This is a genomic window from Sphingomonas sp. 77B (assembly GCF_056497825.1).
The window spans coordinates 1,711,905-1,731,563 of sequence record NZ_JBWMBY010000001.1; the positions used below are offsets into that span (position 1 = coordinate 1,711,905).

Below are 19,659 nucleotides of genomic sequence, written 5' to 3' on the forward strand. Positions count from 1 at the left end.
TCGATGATGTCCAAGCGCTGCCGCGCGGGCCGTGATCTCCGTGCCTCCGCGTCTCCACGCGAACAAAGTCCTTCGCGACTTCGCGGCTTCGCGTGAGCGATGGCCTCATACCACCGTGAACCCCGCCCAGAACGGATCCTCGCGGTCGATCCAGATCGTGTTGTAGCCGGTCGACACCGCCGAGCCCTGGATCGACGGCACGATCGCCGCCTGACCGCCCAGTTCGGTCGCTTCCTCGACCCGGCCGATGAAGCGGCTGCGGATATAGCTTTCGTGGACGAAGCGGTCGCCGACCTTCAGCCGCCCCTTGGCCGCCAGATGCGCGAGCCGCGCCGAGGTGCCGGTGCCGCACGGGCTCCGATCGATCGCGCGCTCGCCATAGAAGACTGCGTTACGCCCGTCGGCATCCTCCGCAGAGGGCTTGTCGGCCCACAGCACATGGCTGACCCCCCGGATTGAGGGTTCGAGCGGATGCACGGGCTCGAACTTTTCGCGCACCAGCTCGCGGATCGTGCGGCTCAGCTCGACCAGCTTCGACGCGCCCAGATCGTCCAGCCCGGTATAGGCCCCCTGCGGCTCGATGATCGCGTAGTAATTGCCGCCATAGGCGACATCCAGCGTCAGCGGGCCGAAGCCCGGCACGTCGATCTGAATCCCCTCCGCCGCCAGATAGGCGGGCACGTTGCGGATGCGAACGGCGGTGACTTTCGCGCCGTCCTTTTCATATTCGATATGGATGGTGCCCGCCGGCACCTCAACCTTCAGCTTGCCGGGCTCGCGCGGGGTGATGAGGCCGTTTTCCAGGCCGAAGGTAATCATCCCGATCGTGCCATGCCCGCACATCGGCAGGCAGCCGCTCGTCTCGATGAACAGGATGGCGGCGTCGCTGTCGGGCTCGCAGGGCGGATAGAGGAAGCCGCCCGACATCATGTCATGCCCGCGCGGCTCGAAGCACAGGCCGGTGCGGATCCAGTCGAACCGCTCCAGGAAATCCAGCCGCCGCTCGGCCATGCTGGCCCCGCGCAGCAGCGGCGCGCCGCCCGCCACCAGCCGGACGGGATTGCCCGCCGTGTGGCCGTCGATGCAGAAAAAGGTATGGCGGATCGTGGGTGACGTCATCGGGATTCCCTTGCTGTAAAATCCGTATACGATATGACCGGCGTCATGCCCAAGCCGGAAAATCACGCGTCCCCATCGGATCGTCGCAGCGCCATCGTCGTCGGTGGCGGCGTCATTGGCACCACCACGGCGCTCGCCCTGCAACGCGCAGGGTGGACGGTGACGCTGATCGAGGCGGAGGAAACCCCGCGCGCCGCCTCCTGGGGCAATGCGGGCCATATCGCGACCGAACAAGCCGAGCCGATCGCCTCGCCCGCGATGGTGCGCGGTTTCGCCAAGCGACTGTTCTTCCGTGGCGGTGCGCTCGCCCTGCCGCCGCGCGAGATGGCGACGTGGCTGCCCTTCTCGCTGCGCCTGCTGAAGGCCGCCCGCCCCGCCCGCTATGATCGCGCGCATCAGGCGCTGGCGGGGCTGCTCGCCCAGGCCATGCCCGCCTGGCAGCGGCATGTCGCGGCACTCGGCGCGCCGGACCTGCTGCGCGCCGAGGGTCATGTCGTCCTGTGGGAAACGCCGGAAAGCGCCGCGCGAGGCCTCGCCAGCTGGCAAGCGGCGGACACCGGCACCGCGCGCTTCCGCCCGCTGACCCCCGCGGAGCTGGACGACTGGCGCGCCCGCGTGCGCGCGCCGATCGCAGGCGGCATCCGCTTCGAGGGCAGCGGCCAGATCGCCGACCCGACCCGCCTCGCCGAAACCACGACCGCGCGCTTCGTGGCGGACGGCGGCACCCGCCTCGTCGCCCACGTCGAGGCGGTCGGCGACGGCGAGGTTCGCCTGACCGACGACCGCCGCCTGACCGCCGACCAGATCGTCGTGACGGCAGGCGTGGCGAGCGCGGCGCTGCTCCGCCCCTTCAGCCTGAAGGCCCCGATCATCGCCGAGCGCGGCTATCACCTCCAGACCGGCCCGGACGTCGACTGGCCCGCCGACCTGCCCCCTGTGGTGTTCGAGGACCGATCGATGATCGTCACCCGCTTTGCAGGCGGCTTACGCGCCGCCAGCATCGTCGAGTTCGCCCGCGCCGAAGCCAGGCCCGACCCCGCCAAGTGGAACCGCCTGCGCCACCACATCGCCGCGCTCGGCCTGCCGATCGGCGAGGATGCCAAGCCTTGGATGGGCGCGCGGCCGACGCTGCCGGATTACTTGCCCGCGATCGGTCGGGTGCCGGGGACGCGCGGGGTGTCCTATGCGTTCGGGCACAACCATCTGGGCCTGACGCTTGCCCCGATTACGGGAGAGTTGGTGGCGGCGATGCTGGATGGAGGCGAAACTGCGGTGCCGATGACTCAGTTTGGATTGGCCCGGTTCAGATGACCGTCAGCCTGTCCCATCCTCCGAAAGGATGACCGGAATTGGTGGAAAGCTGCCGTTCAGCCCAGCGCCGCCAGCGCAGCCAGCGTCTCCGTCTGAGAAGGACACCACTCATCGTCGCCTGTGGCAAACCGTGCGGTATCATCTTCGATGAAGAAGAAAGCGTCTCTCGTCGCTTCATCTGCGAACTCGAAGTCGTCGTTCATGACGATACAGTCCGCAAGGTAGCTCGCCGTATCGTAGGGCAGACGATTATACGCCACGGCTTCAAGCAGGCGTCGTGCACCCTGTCTTGTGACCACGAACGGCGGTCCAGCCAAGGCTGGGACTCGGCCTTCCCCCGTCTTCTTCAACGTCGCCCTAAAACGAGCGACCTCCGGTCTAATCTCCGCAGCCAGAGTTTCCGGAGAGAGAGTTCCTGAGAGGAAGGCGACGATCGAGCCGTATTGCATCCCGCTAGGCTGCACGCTCGAGCCAAAGTCCGCAATCGAGAACCGAACATTTGTCCGCAATTGGGCGGAAGCCGCCATGCTACAATACCGCACTCCGATAGCTCACCCCTCGACATCCCGCCCCCATTCGCTATCGGTTAACCACACATCGGGGGAGCGGCGACCGGGTCCGTGCAGATCAAGCGGCTTCGCATTTCGGGTTTCAAGAGCTTCGTCGATCCGGCCGATCTGGTCATCGAACCGGGGCTGACCGGCGTTGTCGGGCCCAATGGTTGCGGCAAGTCCAACCTGCTCGAAGCGCTCCGCTGGACCATGGGCGAGAACAGCGCGCGATCGATGCGCGGCGCGGGCATGGAAGACGTGATCTTCGCAGGTACCGCCACCCGCCCGCCGCGCGACTTTGCCGAGGTGACGATCCTGGCCGAGCGCGAGGGCGAGGAGACCGAGATCGTCCGCCGGATCGAGCGCGGCGCAGGGTCCGCCTACCGGATCGACGGGCGCGACGTGCGGGCCAAGGACGTGGCCCTGCTCTTCGCTGACGCTGCGACCGGCGCACATTCGCCCGCGCTGGTCAGCCAGAACCGGATCGGCGCGGTCATCGCCGCCAAGCCTGCCGAACGCCGCGCGATGCTGGAGGAAGCGGCCGGGATCGCCGGGCTCCACGTCCGACGCCGCGATGCCGAAACCAAGCTGCGCGCGACCGAGGCGAACCTGACCCGGCTGGACGAGGCGATCGCCGACCAGGACGCCCGCATCGCCACCCTGCGGCGACAGGCGCGCGCGGCGGAGCGCTATCGCCTGCTCTCCGACCAGATTCGCGTGGCCGAGGCGCGGATGATCTTCGCCCGCTGGCGCGACGCGGCCGAGGCGGCGGGACAGGCAAAGATCGAGGCCGAGGCCGCCGAGCGCCGGGTGGCCGAAACCACCGCCGCCGAGCGCGAAGCCGCCGCCGCGCAAGCGCAAGCGGTGGAACGTGCCGCCCGGACCCGCGCCGCTTCGCTCGCCGCGCGCGATGCGCTGAGCGAGGCGGGTCACGCCCTGTCGCGCACCCGCGACCGCCGCCACGGGCTGCAACGGCGGATCGAGGAACTGGCCGCCGCGCGTACCCGGATCGACGAGGATCGCGCGCGTGAGGACGCGCTGGCGCATGACGCGGCCGCCGCGATCCGGCGGCTGGCCGAGGAATGCGAGGATCTGGAGGCGCGCATCGCCCATGCGGTGCAGGCCATGCCCCGGCTCGACGCGCTGCTGGCCGAGGCGGAGACGAAGAACCGCAATGCCGAGGTCGCGCTGGCCCGCGCCCTGTCGGCCCAGGCGGCGGAGGCCGCCGAGCGCCGCATCGCCGAGGCCGCACTGGCCGCCGCCCGCGCGCGCCATACCCGCGCCGAACGCGATGCCCGCGCCGTTGCGTCGGCGATCGAGGCACTGCCCGACATGGCCGAGCAGGAAGCGACACGCGAAGCGGCGATCGCAACCCAGGCCGCCGCCAGGGTCGATGCCGACAAGGCGCGCGCGGCTTTGGGCTGGGCCGAGGAAAGCGAGCTGACCGCCACGGCCGAACGCGATTCCGCCGAGGGAGCCCGCGCCCGTGCCATCGCCGCCCTTGCCGCGCTGGAGGCCGAGGCCGCGACGCTGATCCGCGCGACCGCGAGCAAGGGCGGCGACCGGCTGCTCGACGAGGTGCAAGCCGAGCCGGGGTTCGAGCGCGCGCTGGCCGCCGCCCTGGGTGACGAACTGGAGACGCCGCTGGTCGACTGGCATGGCTCCCCCGTCGCGCCCGACGATCCCGCCGCGCCGGTCGGCACGCTGCCGCTGGGCGAACGGATCAAGGCGCCGTCGACGCTCGCCCGGCGGCTGTCGCAGATCTTCCTGGTCGAGGCGGATTCGGGCCAGCATCTCAGCGTCGGGCAGCGGCTGGTCACGCGCGAGGGGCGGCTGCGGCGCTGGGACGGCTATATCGGCGAGGGCGGCGGCGCGGCAGCGGCGGAGCGGATGGAGCGGCGCAACCGGCTCGCCGCGCTGGAGGCCGAACGTCCGGCGACCGAGACGGCGGTGCAGACCGCGACCGAGGCGCGCGCCGCGATCGAGGATCGGATCGCCCGTGCCCGTGCCGCCGCCGCCAGCGCGCGCAACCTCCATGCCCAGGCCGAGGCGTCGCTTCGCGATGCCCAGCGCGCCGAGGACCGGGCCCAGGCGGTGATCGAACGGCTGTCCGCGCAACGCACCGATCTCGCCACCCGCGCCGAACGGATCGCCGCCGAGATGGACGAGGCGCTGGCCGAATGCGACCGGGCGCAGGCGACGCTCGCTGGACTGCCCGACGGCACCGCCAGTGCCGCAGAGACGGCACGGCTCCAGCAGGAAACGCAACTTGCCCGCTCGGCGGTGGCGCTGGCGCGGTCGGAGCGGACGACGCTGGAGCGCAGCCTGGCGCAGACCCGCGACCGCCTGTCCGCCGCCATGGCCGAGGCGCAGGGCTGGGACCAGCGGGCGGGTCAGGCGGCGGGCCGGATCGCCGAGATGGACGACCGCGCCGCGACGCTCGACCGTGACACCGCCGCGATCGCCGACCAGCCGGACCTTTTGGCCGACGAGATCGCCCGGCTCGCCGCCGCGCACGACACCGCCAAGGCCGAGGCGGAACGGACACAAATCGAGGAAGCCGACGCCGAACGCGCGCTGCGCGCCATCGAGGCGGCCCATGCCCAGACCCACGCACTGTTGTCCGCCGCGCGAGAGGCGCGGGCGGGGGCGCTGGCGCGGGTCGAAAATCACGAACTCCGCCGGGTCGAGCTGGGCCGGGTATCGGGCGAACGCTTCGCCTGCCCCGCGCCGGTACTGCCCGAGAAACTGGCCTTTGACAGCGCCGGTGTCGGCTCGCCCCAGGCCGAGGCGGCGGCGCATGACAAGCTGTCCGCCGACCGCGAACGCATCGGCCCGGTCAATCTGGTCGCCGAGCAGGAACTGGCCGATCTGGAAGCGAGCGGCGCGGCCAGTGCCGCCGAGCGCGAGGATCTGGTCCAGGCGGTCGCGCGGCTGCGCGGCTCGATCGGGCTGCTCAACCGGGAGGGACGGCAGCGGCTGCTGGAGGCGTTCGAGGCGGTGAATGGCCATTTCCAGACGCTGTTCGCGACGCTGTTCGACGGCGGCTCGGCGCATCTGGCGCTGATCGATTCGGACGATCCGCTGGAGGCGGGGCTGGAGATCATGGCGCAGCCGCCGGGCAAAAGGCTCCAGTCGCTGACCCTGTTGTCGGGGGGCGAACAGGCGCTGACGGCGGTGGCGCTGATCTTCGGGCTGTTCCTGACCAACCCGGCGCCGATCTGCGTACTGGACGAAGTCGACGCGCCGCTGGACGATGCCAATATCGACCGCTTCTGCGGCCTGCTCGACCGGATGACGCGCGAGACCGATACGCGCTATCTGATCGTGACCCACAATGCGGTGACGATGAGCCGGATGCACCGCCTGTTCGGGGTGACCATGATCGAACGCGGAGTCAGCCGATTGGTGTCGGTGGATTTGCAGGCGGCGGAGACGTTGCTGGCGGCGGAGTAGCTCCATTCCTCCCCATCTCTGATGGGGAGGGGGACCGCCCGGCATAGCCGGGTGGTGGAGGGGCCTTACCCGCCGCTTCTCCAGTCAGGGACGGCGACGCCCTGCCCCTCCACCACCGCTTCGCGATGGTCCCCCTCCCCAAGCGAGCTTGGGGAGGAATAAAGCTTACGGCAGCAGGAACGCCCCCTCGATCACCGTGACGCATCCACCGCCCAGCACCACCCGGTCGCCCTCAAGCCGACAGGTCAGCCGCCCGCCCCGCGCACTCGCCTGCTCCGCAACGAAGAACTGGCTGCCCAGTTTTTCCGTCCAATAGGGGGTCAGCACCGCATGCGCCGCCCCCGTCACCGGGTCCTCGTCGATCGCGAAGGCGGGGACGAAGACGCGGCTGACCACATCCGCCTCCCCCGCCCCGCCGCGTGCGGTGAGGATCACGACATAGCGCCCGGCCTTGGCCAGCGTGGTGAAGTCCGGCGCACAGCCGCGCACCGTCTCGGCGGCGTCCACGACCACGACCGCATAGCCCGCCGGATGGCGCAGCGTCTCGACCACGCCGTCCACCCCCAGCGCCTCGACCACCCCCGGCAATGCCTCGGGCAATGGCGTGCGTTCCGGTAGGGACAGACTGTAGCCCAGCCCGTCACGCGCGACCTCCAGCACCCCGGCATGACGCGTTGCGAACCGCACCCGCTCGCGCGTGGTATCCGACGACAGCACGACGTGCCCGCTCGCCAGCGTGGCGTGGCCGCACATCTCCACCTCGTCGCCCGGCGTAAACCAGCGCAGTTCGAAATCCGCCTCGCCGCCGTCCACCGCCACCAGGAAGGCGGTTTCCGACAGGTTGTTCTCCTGCGCGATTCGCAACAACGTGGCGTCGTCCAGCCACGACGGCAACATCATCACCGCCGCCGGGTTTCCGCCGAACGCGGCATCGGCAAAGGCATCGACCTGGGTGAAGGGAATGCGCATCAATAGCCGACGCGCTTGCCGAACCAGTGCGGGGTCACGTCCGCCTCGACCAGTGGATTGTCGGTGTCGACATGACCCTCGGGATCGAGATGGATCAGCACCTCGACCTTGGGGAAGGCGCGGCGCAGCGCGCGCTCGACACCCTCGACCACGTCATGCGCGGCGGCGACCGTCATGTCGCGGTCGACCTCCATGTGGAACTGCGCGAAGTCGTGGCTGCCCGAGCGGCGGGTACGGAAGTCGTGGATGCCCTTCAGCCCAGGCTGGCGCGCGGCGACGTCGAGAAAGGCGGCGCGCTGGTCGTCGGACCATTCCTTGTCCATCAGCTGGTCGATCGCGGTCGAGGAGGCCTGGAACGCGCCCCAGGCCAGCCACAGCGCGATGGCGATGCCGAAGATCGGGTCCGCGCCGTGCCAGCCGAGATACTGGTCGAGCACCATCGCGACGATGACCGATCCGTTCAGCATCACGTCGGACTGGTAATGGACATTGTCGGCCAGGATCGCGACCGATCCGGTGCGGCGGATGACGCTGCGCTGATAGGCGAGCAGGATGATGGTCGCGGCAATCGCGATCACCGACACGCCGATGCCGAACTCGGCGTCGCCGGTCGGATTGTCCGAGCCCAGCGCCATGACCGCGCGCCACGCGATGCCCGCTGCCGAGGCGGTGATGAGCGCCACCTGGAACAGCGCTGCCAGCGCCTCCGCCTTGCCATGGCCGAAGCGGTGGTCATGATCCGCCGGAGTCGCCGCCAGCCGGACACCGTACAGCGTCACCAGGCTGGCGAGCAGGTCGAGCGCGGTGTCGGCCAGCGACCCCAGCATCGCGACCGAGCCGGTTCGCCAGGCGGCAAAGCTCTTCAGCGCCAGCAGGGACAGCGCCATGCCGACGCTGGCCAGCGCCGCCTTGGTCGCAAGCGGAATGACTCTTTTACGTTCGTCCTGGGTCACGGAAACAGCAATCCTTCGTCCCAGCCCTGTTCGCTGGTGCGGGTAAAGACACGGCGCTCATGCAGCCGATGTTCGCGGTCGAGCCAGAACTCGATCCGCTGCGGAGTGACACGGTATCCGCCCCAATGCGGCGGGCGCGGAACGTCGCCCCCTTCGAAGCGGGCGCGCATTTCTTCGAAGCGCGCCTCGAACGTCTCGCGGGCATCGAGCGGGCGCGACTGGTCCGAGGCCCAGGCGCCCAGCTGCGAATCGCGGCCACGGCTGGCGAAATAGGCGTCCGATTCGGCATCATCGACGCGTGACACCGGACCTTCGATGCGGATCTGGCGGCGCAGCGATTTCCAGTGGAAGAGAAGCGCGGCCTTGCTGCCCTCGCTCAGTTCCTGCGCCTTGCGGCTTTCGCGGTTGGTATAGAACACGAATCCGCGAGGATCATGGCCCTTGAGCAGGACCATGCGTACCGAGGGTTGCAGGCGCGCATCGACCGTCGCCAGCGCCATCGCGTTGTGATCGTTGATTTCGCTCGCTCGCGCCTCGGCAAGCCACGCATCGAACAGGGCAAAGGGATCATCAGCCATGCGCCCGCCCATACGCCCCTCCCGGGCGAAAACCAATGTCAGGAACGGAAACGGCGAATCTCGCCGCGCGCTCCCATGCACGCCACCGATTTCGGTCCCGAAGCCTGCCGCCTCGCCAATCGCCTGTTGCAACCTTGCGCCGATGCGGCGATTTTCCCCGCCGATGGACCCCTCCGAGGACAGCCCCGCACAGGCCGCCGCCTGGATCGACGCCTATCGTGCGAGCGCCGCCGGGGCGGACGTGCTGGCGGGCTCGACCGACCCCGCTTGGCCCGCCATGCTGGAGGAACTGGCCGCCGTCGCCAGCAACCTGGCCCATGCACGCGAGCGGGTGCAACGCCATGCGGCGGACATCGGCACCGGCTTTCGCATCATCGGCGAAACCGACGAGCGCCCCTGGCCCGTCTCCCCCGTCCCCCTCCTCATCGACTCCAGAGAATGGAAGGGGATCGAGGCGGGTGTGGTCCAGCGTGCCGCGCTGCTGGAGACGGTCCTCGGCGATCTCTACGGCCCCGGACGGCTGGTGGCGGAGGGGCATATCCCCGCCGCGCTGGCGACCGGCAGTCCCTATTTCCTGCGCCCCATGGTCGGGGTGACGCCGCCGGGCGGCCATCATCTGAGCTTCGTCGCCTTCGACCTGGCGCGCGGGCCCGACGGCGAGTGGCGGGTGCTGGCCGACCACCTGCGCAATCCGGCAGGTGCGGGCTATGCGCTGGAGAACCGGCTGGCGGTCAGCCGGACGCTGGGCGGGCTGCAGAACCGGCTGAACGTGCAGCGTCATGCCCCCTTCTTCGCGGCCTTTCGCGCCGGGCTGGCCGCGCAGTGCCGTCGCGCCGATCCCCGGATCGGCCTCCTGACGCCGGGCCGGTTCAACCCGAGCTATCCCGAACAGGCGCATCTGGCGCGTTATCTGGGCCTGTTGCTGGTCGAGGGCGCCGACCTCGCCGCGATCGAGGGGCAGGTCTATGTCCGCACCGTCGCGGGGCTGAAGCGGATCGACGCGCTGTGGCGGCGGCTCGATCCCCGGATGCTCGATCCGCTCGCGTTCGACAGCCATTCGCAGATCGGCGTCCCCGGCCTGATCGACGCCTATGTCGACGGACAGGTGGTGATCGCCAATGCCCCGGGCGCAGGCGTGCTGGAAAGCCCGGCCTTCTCCGCCTTCCTGCCGATGCTGGCCCGGCATCTGGCGGGCGAACCGCTCAAGCTGCCCAACATCGCGACCTGGTGGTGCGGCGGGTCGGCGCAGGCGACCCATGTCGCGGAGCATCTGGACGATTTGCTGATCGGCCCCGCCTTCGGTCCCAGGCCGCTGGGCCTGCCGCAGGGTGCGCGACCGGGGTCGAGCCTGTCGCCGGAGGAGCGCGCGGTCCTGCTCGCCGACATGGCCCGGCGTCCGCAGGACTATGTCGGGCAGGAAATGGTGCGCCTGTCGACCATGCCCGTCGTGATCGGCGACCGGCTGGAACCGCGCCCCTTTACCCTGCGTGTCTTTGCCGCGCGCGACGGCGAAGGACGATGGACCGTCATGCCCGGCGGTTTCGGCCGGATCGGCGACCACCCGGAGGCGACCGCCGCGATGATCGGCGAGGGGCTGTGGTCCGCCGATGTCTGCATCCATGGGCCCGAGCCGGTGGTGCCCATATCGCTGCTCGCCGATCCCGATTCGCTGCATGTCCGGCGCAACCCGGGGACGCTGCCCAGCCGGGTCGCCGACAATTTCTATTGGCTCGGCCGCTATCTGGAACGCGGCGAGTCGCTGCTCGCCGCGATCCGGGTGATGCTGGGCAATTCGATCGATGTCGATGGCGGCGCGGTGCTGGACCCGCGCACCGTCGGGCGGCTAGTCGGGCTCATCACCGGCGGCGGCGCGGCCCCGCATCCCGACAGCCTGCACCGTGCCGCGCTCACCCAGTTCGCGCGCACCGCGATGGAGGATGAGGGCTTTCATTCGGTCGCCCGCATCAATCGCCTCGCGCGTGGGATCAGCGAAGGCTCGCGCGACCGCCTGTCCGCCGACATGGTGCGCCTGCTGGAGGCGCCCTTCCCCAGCCATGTCGGGATGCTCGACCGGGCGGGCTCGCTTCAGCGCCGCTATGCCGCCATCGCCGGGCTGTCGGCCGAGCACATGGTGCGCACCGCCGCCTGGCGATTCCACGACCTGGGCCGCCGGGTGGAGCGTGCCATCGCGGTCGCGCGCGCGACCCGGCTGTTCGGCATGGCGGGCGCATCGGCAGACGACCTCTCCACCCTGCTCGACCTCGCCAACAGCCAGATCAGCTATCGCCAGCGCTATCCGACCGGCCTGGCGCGCGTCGCGGTGGTCGATCTGGTCGCGCTCGATCCCAACAATCCGCGCGCGCTCGCCTATCAGACGGCGCGCATCGCCGACTGTCTGTCGCGCCTGCCCGTCCTGTCCGACGACGACATGGCCGAGCCGCAACAGGCACAGGCCATCGCCATCCGTGCCGCGATCGAGACGGCGGATGCGCGCACCCTCGATGCCGACACGCTGGGCGATGTCGAGCGGCGGCTGGGCCTGCTGTCCGAGGCGATCGCGCGCCGCTATTTCCTGCAAGGGGCAGAACCTCTCCGCGCCGGAGGCCTCACACTCGCATGATACAGGGGCGCATGATCTACGACATCCGCCACATCACCCGCTTCGATTACGGCGCGCAGGTCAAATATGCGCGCTGCAATCTGCGGCTGAAACCCATCGACTGGCCGGGCCAGACGCTGGAAAGCTACGACCTGATCGTCGAGCCGGTCGGCCGCACCCGTGCCGCCCATGCCGAGGTCGGGCTGGCGCATGTCACGCGGCTGGTCGTCGACCGCCCGGTGCGCAGCCTGACGATCGAGAGCCGCGCGCGCATGGTCGTCGACCGGCCGGTGCCGATGCCCTCGCCGAACGACCCGACGCTGGCCGAGGTGTCCCTGCTGGCCCGGAGCAGCCGCGATCTGTCTGCGGCAGGCCCGGCCAACTATATTTTTCCTTCGCCGCTGATCCCGCTCGACCCCGCCATTGCCGAATGGTGCGCCGCCGACCTGTCGCCGGAGCGCGGTGCGCTGGAGGCGGGATTCGCGCTCGCCAACCGTATCCAGCGTGAATTCGCCTTCGATCCCGCCGCGACACTGGTCGACACCCCCCCGGCGGAGGCCTTTCGCCAGCGACGCGGCGTGTGTCAGGACTTCGCGCAGATCATGATTACCGGCCTTCGTGCCGCGGGTATCCCGGCGGCCTATGCCTCGGGCTATATCCGCACCCTGCCGCCGCCGGGCCAGGCGCGACTGGTGGGGGCGGACGCGACCCATGCCTGGGTACTGATCTGGGGCGGGCCGCAAATTGGCTGGGTGGGGGTTGATCCCACCAACGGCATCTGGATGGCGGGCGACCACATCATCGTCGCGGTCGGCCGCGACTATGCCGAGATCGCGCCGGTCGACGGCGTGGTGCTGGGCTCGGGCGCGCAGAAGATGGACGTCAGCGTCGACGTCGCGCCACTGGAGGAAATGGTGGCGGGGTAGAGCCATCCCCCCTTTCCTTCAGCCTGAGCGAAGTCGAAGGCCAAGGGAAAACGCTCGCGACTAAGCGCGGGGCGTGCACTTCGACTTCGCTCAGTGCGAACGGAGCGGGCGGGGTGGGGTTAGCCCTCCTCGGTCACCGCATTGGGATTGTCCTTGTCGGGATCGGGGTGGCCGCCCTTGCCATGGTACGCCGCCTCGCTCTGGCCGCCGTGGAAGTCGCCGTCCCGCTTCGGCGCCCCCTCGTAACCGCCGCCCTGGCTCTCGCCGCCATGTTTGCCCGGCGTATCCGACACGCCGTCGGGCGCACCCTTCTTGCCGTCCTTGTCCACCGCCTGCATCGGCTGTGTCATGTTCCGTCTCCTTTGTCATGACTCAACGCATGGGCAACGGATTGCGCTCCGACACGGACTTCCCCACATAGAAGGGTAATACACTGCCAACGGGGAACAGAGTGGCCGATCCATATCAGACGCTGGGCGTGAGCCGCATGGCCAGCGAAGCGGATATCAAGAAAGCCTATCGCAAGCTGGCGAAGGAACTGCATCCCGACCGCAACAAGGACAATCCGAAGGCGGCGGAGAAGTTCAGCCAGGTCACCAACGCCTATGATCTGCTGAACGACAAGGACAAGCGCGCCCGGTTCGACCGGGGCGAGATCGATGGCGACGGCAATCCCACCTCGCCCTTCGGCTATGGCGGCGGGGCGGGCGGCTTCGGCGGCGGCGCGCGGCCCGGCGCGGGCGGCAGCGGGGGTTTTCGCCAGCAATTCGATTTCGGCGGCGAAGGCGCCGACATGTCCGATATCTTCGAGGGGATGTTCGGCGGCGCCGGACGTGGCGGCGGCGGTTTCTCGGGCGGCTTCGGCGGATTCGGCCGGGGGCGCTCGGCCCCCAAGGGTGCCAATTCGGCCTATGCGTTGCGCGTCCCCTTCGTCGATGCGGCGACACTCAGCCCGCAGCGGATCACGCTGGCCGATGGCAAAACGATCGACCTGAAACTGCCCGCCGGGGTCGAGAGCGGCACCCAAATGCGCCTCGGCGGCAAGGGCGAGCAGGGTCCGGGCGGCGCGGGCGATGCGATCATCACGATCGAGGTCGTCCCCCATGCCTTCTTCACCCGCGACGGCGACGATGTCCGCCTCGACCTGCCGATCAGCCTGACCGAGGCGGTGCTGGGCGGCCAGGTGAAGGCCCCCACCGTCGAGCGCCCGGTCATGCTGACCATCCCCAAGGGCACCACCTCGGGCAAGACGTTGCGGCTGAAAGGCAAGGGCTTTCACAAGAAGGATGGCGGACGCGGCGATCAGCTCATCACGCTGATGATCGACATCCCCGCCGATGATGCCGCGCTGCAACGCTTCGCCGCCGAATGGACCGACGGCAGGAACCCGAGGGCCGCCATGGGCGTCTGATCGTTCCATGAGCGATGCGAACGGCCTGACCCCAGAAGAACGCGCCCATCACCCAGGCAAGGCCCGCCAGCGGCTGGACCGGCAGATCGCCAAGGTCCGGCCCGGCTCCTATGCTTTTGAAATCCTAAAGCGAACCAGCCTGGGCGTGTTCAACGACGGCTTCATCCATGCCGGGAACCTCGCCTATCTGGCGCTGATGACGCTGTTCCCTTTCTTCATCACCACCGCCGCGCTGCTGTCGCTGTTCGGGCAGAGCAACGAGACGCAGCATGCAGTGGAGAGCTTCCTCCACGTCCTGCCCCCCGATGTTAGCGACCTGTTGCGCAAGCCCATCGCCGACGTGCTGGCGGCCCGGACTGGCTCTCTCCTCTGGCTGGGCGGGCTGGTCGGGCTGTGGACGGTGGGCGGGTTCATCGAGACGATCCGCGATATCTTCCACCGCGCTTACGGCGTGAAGGCGACGGCCGCCTTCTGGAAATCGCGGCTGTCGTCGACGCTGGTGATGATCGCGTCGGTCGTGGTCGCGCTGCTGTCCTTCCTGGCGGCCGGTATCCTGACGGCGGCGGAGCAGTTCATCTATCGCCTCGTCCCCTTCTCGCAGGACGTGGCGGGCTGGGTCGGCCTGTCGCGGATGATCCCCGGCGTCGTCATGTTCGGCGCCCTCTACCTGCTCTTCTATTCGGTCACGCCGGGCAAATATCGCGAGAGCGACTGCCCCAAATGGCCGGGTGCTTTGTTCACCGCCGCCTGGTGGGTCAGCATGACCGCGCTCCTGCCCTGGGCATTGTCGCAACTGGGCGGGTACGACCTGACCTATGGCAGCCTGGCGGGTGTCGTCGTGATGCTGTTGTTCTTCTATCTGATCGGCTTGGGCCTGGTTTTCGGCGCCCATTTGAACGCGGCACTGGCGGAACCACCGGAAACGGCGCTAGAGAGGGGGATTGATGGAAGTGAACCGGCAGGAGCGGTAACGGCGTGAACGGATTGATGGCAGGCAAGCGGGGGCTCATCATGGGCCTGGCCAATGACAAGTCGCTGGCCTGGGGCATCGCCAAGCAGCTTTCGGAGGCGGGCGCGGAGCTCGCCTTTTCGTATCAGGGCGCGGCGATGGAAAAGCGGGTCCGCCCGCTGGCCGAACAGCTGGGCGTGGCGCGCCTGTTCGATTGCGACGTGTCCGAGATGGAGTCGCTGGATAAGCTGTTCGCCGATCTGAAGGCGGAATGGCCGACGATCGATTTCGTCGTCCATGCCATTGGCTTTTCGGACAAGTCGCAGCTGCGCGGGCGTTATTACGACACCACGCTCGACAATTTCCTGATGACCATGAACATCTCGGCCTATTCGCTGGTCGCGGTGGCCCAGCGCGCGCGCACGATGATGCCCGAGGGCGGCTCGATCCTGACGCTGACCTATTATGGCGCGGAAAAGGTCATCCCGCATTACAACGTCATGGGCGTGGCCAAGGCGGCGCTGGAGACCAGCGTGAAGTATCTCGCGGTCGACCTCGGCCCGGAGAATATCCGCATCAACGCCATCTCGGCCGGGCCGATCCAGACGCTGGCCGCGCGCGGCATCGGCGACTTCAACTATATCCTGAAGTGGAACGAGCTGAACTCGCCGCTGCGTCGCACCGTGACGATCGAGGATGTGGGCGGTGCGGGCCTCTATATGCTGTCCGACCTGTCGTCGGGCGTGACGGGGGAAATCCACCATGTCGACGCAGGCTACAACGTCATCGGCATGAAGGCCGAGGACGCGCCGGATATCGCGCTGGCGTAATAAACTTTTCCTCCCCTGTAAGGGGAGGGGAACCAGCGAAGCTGGTGGGGGGGTGTAACCGGCAGCGAGGGCAGACTGCCATCGCCAACCGTGACACCCCTCCGTCAGGCCTGCGGCCTGCCACCTCCCCTTCCAGGGAAGGAATGCCCGCCAACATTATCTATCGCGCCTTGTCCGGCGGCCTCGCTAAAGACGATCCCATGTCCGACCAGCCTATCGCCGCCATCACCATCCGCCCCGCGCAAGGGCAGGACGTCGCCGCGCTCGACGCGCTGCTCGTCGCCAGCTTCCCAGCCCCCGCCGAAGCCGCCCTGGTCCGCGACTTGTGCGTCGAGGGCGACATGGTGCTGATGCTGATCGCGATCGACGAAGCCACGGACGCCCTGATCGGCGCGATCGCGTTCAGCCGTATGGGGGCCGAGATCGGCGGCAAGCCGATCAATGCGGTCGCCCTCGCCCCCATCGCGGTCGCGCGCGACTGGCGACAGCAAGGGGTCGGCGAGGCTTTGGTGGCCGCCGGGCTGGAGCGGCTGGAGAAGGAAGGCGTCGTGCTCTGCTTCGCGCTGGGTGATCCGGCCTTTTACGGCCGGTTCGGCTTTGCCGCCGATGTCGCGAGCGGTTTCGACAGCCCCTATGCGGGCGAGTATTTCCTGGCCGTCCCGCTCCAGGGCGGCCTGATCCCCTGCGGCGTGCGCGGGGCCGCCACACATGCGCCGGCCTTTGCCCGGCTGGGAGATGCTGCGTGAGCTTCAACAGTTTCGGCCACCTGTTCCGCTTCACCACCTGGGGCGAGAGCCATGGGCCCGCGCTGGGCGCGGTGGTCGACGGGTGCCCGCCGGGCATCGCGCTGTCCGAAGAAGACATTCAGCCCTGGCTCGACAAGCGCCGCCCCGGCACCAGCCGCTTCACGACGCAGCGCCGCGAGCCCGATCAGGTGCGCATCCTGTCCGGCGTGTTCGAGGGGCGGACGACCGGCACGCCGATCAGCCTGATGATCGAGAATGTCGACCAGCGATCCAAGGACTATGGCAACGTCGCGCTCGCCTATCGCCCCGGCCATGCGGACTATGCCTATGACGCGAAATACGGTTTTCGCGACTATCGCGGCGGTGGACGCTCCTCGGCGCGTGAGACGGCGGCGCGGGTCGCGGCGGGCGCCGTCGCGCGCGCGGTGATCCCACAGGTCAAGATCCGCGCCTGGGTCGAATCGATCGGCGGCGACCGGATCGACTATGACGCGTTCGACGATGCGCAAATCGACGCCAACCCCTTCTTCTGCCCCGACGCGGCGGCGGCCGAGCGCTGGGAAGCGATCGTCGACGGCGCGCGCAAGTCCGGCTCCTCGGTCGGCGCGGTGGTCGCGTGCGAGGCGATCGGCGTGCCCGCAGGCTGGGGCGCGCCGCTCTATGCCAAGCTGGACAGCGAGCTTGCCTCGGCCTGTATGAGCATCAATGCGGTCAAGGGTTTCGAGATCGGCGACGGATTCGCCGCCGCCGCGCTGACCGGCGAGCAGAATGCCGATCCGATGCGTAGCGGCAATGGCGGCCCGCGCTTCCTGGCCAATCATGCGGGCGGCATCGCGGGCGGTATCGCCACCGGCCAGCCGGTCACGATGCGAGTCGCGTTCAAGCCGACCAGCTCGATCCTGACCCCGGTCGACACCATCACCCGCACCGGCGAGGAAACCCAGATCGCGACCAAGGGGCGTCACGACCCGTGCGTCGGCATTCGTGGCGTTCCGGTTGTGGAGGCGATGGTCGCACTGGTTTTGGCCGATCAGGCGTTGCTTCATCGCGGCCAATGTGGTTAAATAAAGGAACGGACGTTCTCCTGCCTCGTTAACCACACGAGAAAAGCAGGAGAGAAACAATGCGTTACGTCCATGTGATCGCCGCCGCCGCACTTGTGATCCCCGCCGCGGGCTTCGCCCAGGTCTCGGGCGGCACCACTGGCGGAATGGCGGGTGGCGGTATGTCCGGACAGACCACCACCATGCCGGGTCAGATGCCCGGTCAGACCGGCACCATGCCCGGCCAGACCACCATGGGTCAGCCCGACACCATGACCACGACGCCCGGCACCACGACTCGCTCGACCACGCGTGGCAAGAACCGTAGCCGTACGACCACGCCGGGCAGCACGGTCAACACGCCGTCGACCATGCCCGATACGATGGGTTCGTCGACCACGACCGGCAGCGGTTCGATGAACGGCGGCACGATGGGCGGCGACATGACGACCAGCGGTCAGGTCGGCACCGGGACCAGCGGTGGCACCACCACTCCGCCGGGCAGCAGCGGCGGTATGTAAGCCCTTTCGGGTTCGTCACTACGGCAAAGGCCCGGTTGCGAAAGCGGCCGGGCCTTTTGCTTGGGTTAGACCGTGATGACGTTGCGTTGAACCAAGGTGAGCCCCTCCCCTTCAGGGGAGGGGTTGGGGTGGGGCCTCGCCACCGGCTGCAAGCTTGCGGAGGCGCCCCACCCCCGGCCCCTCCCCTTCAGGGGAGGGGTGAGTTAATCTCATGTCATCATGCTCTAGGTGGTGGCGTGGCCTTCGACTTCGCTCAGGCTGAACGGGGTTAAGTACCAAGCTCCGTTCAGCCTGAGCGAAGTCGAAGGCCACGTGATACCCGCCAATAAAAAGGCCCCGACATCCGCCGGGGCCTTTCCAGATCAATCCGCGAAGGGATCGCGAACCAGGATCGTGTCCTCACGCTCCGGGCTGGTCGACACCAGCGCCACGGGACAGCGGATCAGTTCCTCGATCCGGCGGATATACTTGATCGCCTGCGCGGGAAGATCGGCCCAGCTGCGTGCCCCCGCGGTCGATTCCTGCCAGCCTTCCATCGTCTCATAGACGGGGACGACCTTGGCCTGATCCGCCGCATGGGTCGGATAATAGTCCAGCGTCTCGTCGCCCAGCTTGTAGCCGACGCAGATCTTCACCTCGTCGAACCCGTCGAGCACATCGATCTTGGTCAGCGCGATGCCGGTGATGCCGCCGACCGCCGCCGACTGGCGCACCAGCACCGAGTCGAACCAGCCGCAGCGCCGCTTGCGGCCCGTGACGGTGCCGAACTCATGCCCGCGCTCGCCCAGACGCTGGCCGGTCTCGTCCTCCAGCTCGGTCGGGAACGGGCCCGAGCCGACGCGGGTGGTATAGGCCTTGGCGATGCCCAGCACGAAGCCGACGCCCGACGGCCCCAGGCCCGAACCGCCCGCCGCAGCACCGGCAATGGTGTTGGACGAGGTGACGAAGGGATAGGTGCCATGATCGATGTCGAGCAGCACGCCCTGCGCGCCCTCGAACAGGATACGCTTGCCGCCCGTCCGCGCCTCGTTGAGGTCGCGCCACACCGGCTTGGCAAAGGGCAGGACGAAGGCCGCGATTTCGCGCAGATCGGCGAGCAGCCGTTCGCGGTCGACCGGCGGCTCGCCGAAGCCCGCACGCAGCGCGTCATGATGCGCGCACAAACGGTCGAGCTGCGGGCCGAGGTCATCGAGATGCGCCAGGTCGCAGACGCGGATCGCGCGGCGGCCGACCTTGTCCTCGTACGCCGGGCCGATGCCGCGCCGCGTCGTGCCGATCTTGCCCGCGCCGCTGGCATCCTCGCGCAGACCGTCCAGGTCGCGGTGGATCGGCAGGATCAGCGGGCAGTTGTCGGCGATGCGCAGCGTCTCGGGGCTGGCGTGCACGCCCTGTTCGCCCAGCCGCTCGATCTCGGCCTTCAGCGCCCAGGGGTCGAGGACGACGCCGTTACCGATGACGCTGGGGGTGCCGCGCACGATGCCCGAGGGAAGCAGCGACAGCTTGTAGACATTCTCGCCGACGACCAGCGTGTGACCGGCATTATGCCCGCCCTGGAAGCGTACGACCATGTCGGCGCGCTCGGCCAGCCAGTCGACGATCTTGCCCTTGCCTTCGTCGCCCCATTGCGCGCCGATGACTGCTACATTTGCCATGGATGCTATGCTCCGCCTGCCGGACGGACCCCATGCGCCCTTCGA

The 19,659-nt window shown here is 68.7% G+C and carries 17 protein-coding genes; 10 read left to right on the forward strand and 7 right to left on the reverse strand.

Annotation, left to right across the window (positions count from 1 at the left end):
• Positions 1-105: 105 nt before the first annotated feature.
• Positions 106-1,119, reverse strand: a complete 1,014-nt coding sequence (locus AC1GI4_RS08020; RefSeq protein ID WP_479629159.1) for a 4-hydroxyproline epimerase — start codon at positions 1,117-1,119, stop codon at positions 106-108.
• Between the two features lie 33 nt (positions 1,120-1,152).
• Between AC1GI4_RS08020 and AC1GI4_RS08025 the strand changes: the two genes are divergently transcribed.
• Positions 1,153-2,430: an NAD(P)/FAD-dependent oxidoreductase gene (locus AC1GI4_RS08025; protein ID WP_479629160.1), complete on the forward strand. Its 1,278-nt coding sequence runs from the start codon at positions 1,153-1,155 to the stop codon at positions 2,428-2,430.
• Positions 2,431-2,486: 56 nt separating this feature from the next.
• Here AC1GI4_RS08025 and AC1GI4_RS08030 read toward each other — a convergent pair whose 3' ends face one another.
• Positions 2,487-2,957 carry a hypothetical protein gene (locus AC1GI4_RS08030; RefSeq protein WP_479629161.1) on the reverse strand — a complete coding sequence of 157 codons (471 nt, stop codon included), beginning with the start codon at positions 2,955-2,957 and terminating at the stop codon, positions 2,487-2,489.
• Between the two features lie 93 nt (positions 2,958-3,050).
• Here AC1GI4_RS08030 and AC1GI4_RS08035 point away from each other — a divergent pair, with 93 nt between their 5' ends.
• A complete protein-coding gene (locus tag AC1GI4_RS08035; RefSeq protein ID WP_479629162.1) occupies positions 3,051-6,437 on the forward strand; it encodes a chromosome segregation SMC family protein in 3,387 nt (1,128 codons plus the stop codon).
• A gap of 165 nt (positions 6,438-6,602) precedes the next feature.
• Here the strand turns inward: AC1GI4_RS08035 and AC1GI4_RS08040 are convergent, their stop codons facing one another.
• From AC1GI4_RS08040 to pdxH, 3 genes are read right to left on the reverse strand one after another with little or no spacing between them, the layout of a single operon-like run.
• The gene (locus AC1GI4_RS08040; RefSeq protein ID WP_479629163.1) at positions 6,603-7,406 is read right to left on the reverse strand and encodes a PhzF family phenazine biosynthesis protein; all 804 of its coding nucleotides are present in this window, start codon (positions 7,404-7,406) and stop codon (positions 6,603-6,605) included.
• The gene (locus tag AC1GI4_RS08045) at positions 7,406-8,359 is read right to left on the reverse strand and encodes a cation diffusion facilitator family transporter (protein WP_479629164.1); all 954 of its coding nucleotides are present in this window, start codon (positions 8,357-8,359) and stop codon (positions 7,406-7,408) included. The genes AC1GI4_RS08040 and AC1GI4_RS08045 overlap by 1 nt, the downstream gene beginning before the upstream one ends.
• On the reverse strand, positions 8,356-8,937 hold the full coding sequence (pdxH, locus tag AC1GI4_RS08050) for a pyridoxamine 5'-phosphate oxidase (protein ID WP_479629165.1): 582 nt from the start codon (positions 8,935-8,937) through the stop codon (positions 8,356-8,358). Before pdxH ends, AC1GI4_RS08045 begins: the two co-directional genes overlap by 4 nt.
• Positions 8,938-9,079: 142 nt before the next feature.
• On the opposite strand from pdxH, the gene AC1GI4_RS08055 reads away from it, so the two are divergent.
• Positions 9,080-11,557: a circularly permuted type 2 ATP-grasp protein gene (locus tag AC1GI4_RS08055; RefSeq protein WP_479629166.1), complete on the forward strand. Its 2,478-nt coding sequence runs from the start codon at positions 9,080-9,082 to the stop codon at positions 11,555-11,557.
• Positions 11,558-11,568: 11 nt separating this feature from the next.
• Positions 11,569-12,462: a transglutaminase family protein gene (locus AC1GI4_RS08060; protein ID WP_479629167.1), complete on the forward strand. Its 894-nt coding sequence runs from the start codon at positions 11,569-11,571 to the stop codon at positions 12,460-12,462.
• A gap of 119 nt (positions 12,463-12,581) precedes the next feature.
• Here the strand turns inward: AC1GI4_RS08060 and AC1GI4_RS08065 are convergent, their stop codons facing one another.
• On the reverse strand, positions 12,582-12,812 hold the full coding sequence (locus AC1GI4_RS08065; RefSeq protein ID WP_294273572.1) for a hypothetical protein: 231 nt from the start codon (positions 12,810-12,812) through the stop codon (positions 12,582-12,584).
• 101 nt (positions 12,813-12,913) lie between these two features.
• On the opposite strand from AC1GI4_RS08065, the gene AC1GI4_RS08070 reads away from it, so the two are divergent.
• The 6 genes from AC1GI4_RS08070 to AC1GI4_RS08095 all read left to right on the forward strand — a co-directional run bounded on the left by AC1GI4_RS08070 (position 12,914) and on the right by AC1GI4_RS08095 (position 17,962).
• Positions 12,914-13,873 carry a DnaJ C-terminal domain-containing protein gene (locus tag AC1GI4_RS08070; RefSeq protein WP_294273570.1) on the forward strand — a complete coding sequence of 320 codons (960 nt, stop codon included), beginning with the start codon at positions 12,914-12,916 and terminating at the stop codon, positions 13,871-13,873.
• Positions 13,874-13,880: 7 nt separating this feature from the next.
• Positions 13,881-14,852 carry a YihY/virulence factor BrkB family protein gene (locus AC1GI4_RS08075; RefSeq protein WP_479629168.1) on the forward strand — a complete coding sequence of 324 codons (972 nt, stop codon included), beginning with the start codon at positions 13,881-13,883 and terminating at the stop codon, positions 14,850-14,852.
• Positions 14,853-14,860: 8 nt separating this feature from the next.
• Positions 14,861-15,652: an enoyl-ACP reductase FabI gene (fabI, locus tag AC1GI4_RS08080; protein WP_294242685.1), complete on the forward strand. Its 792-nt coding sequence runs from the start codon at positions 14,861-14,863 to the stop codon at positions 15,650-15,652.
• Between the two features lie 143 nt (positions 15,653-15,795).
• Positions 15,796-16,398 (forward strand): GNAT family N-acetyltransferase, encoded by a 603-nt coding sequence (locus AC1GI4_RS08085; RefSeq protein WP_479629169.1) that lies wholly within the window; start codon positions 15,796-15,798, stop codon positions 16,396-16,398.
• Positions 16,395-17,462 carry a chorismate synthase gene (gene aroC / locus AC1GI4_RS08090; RefSeq protein ID WP_479629170.1) on the forward strand — a complete coding sequence of 356 codons (1,068 nt, stop codon included), beginning with the start codon at positions 16,395-16,397 and terminating at the stop codon, positions 17,460-17,462. The genes AC1GI4_RS08085 and aroC overlap by 4 nt, the downstream gene beginning before the upstream one ends.
• 59 nt (positions 17,463-17,521) lie before the next feature.
• A complete protein-coding gene (locus AC1GI4_RS08095) occupies positions 17,522-17,962 on the forward strand; it encodes a hypothetical protein (RefSeq protein WP_479629171.1) in 441 nt (146 codons plus the stop codon).
• A 362-nt stretch (positions 17,963-18,324) separates the two neighbouring features.
• Here AC1GI4_RS08095 and AC1GI4_RS08100 read toward each other — a convergent pair whose 3' ends face one another.
• Positions 18,325-19,614, reverse strand: a complete 1,290-nt coding sequence (locus AC1GI4_RS08100; protein WP_294203840.1) for an adenylosuccinate synthase — start codon at positions 19,612-19,614, stop codon at positions 18,325-18,327.
• Between the last annotated feature and the right edge of the window lie 45 nt (positions 19,615-19,659).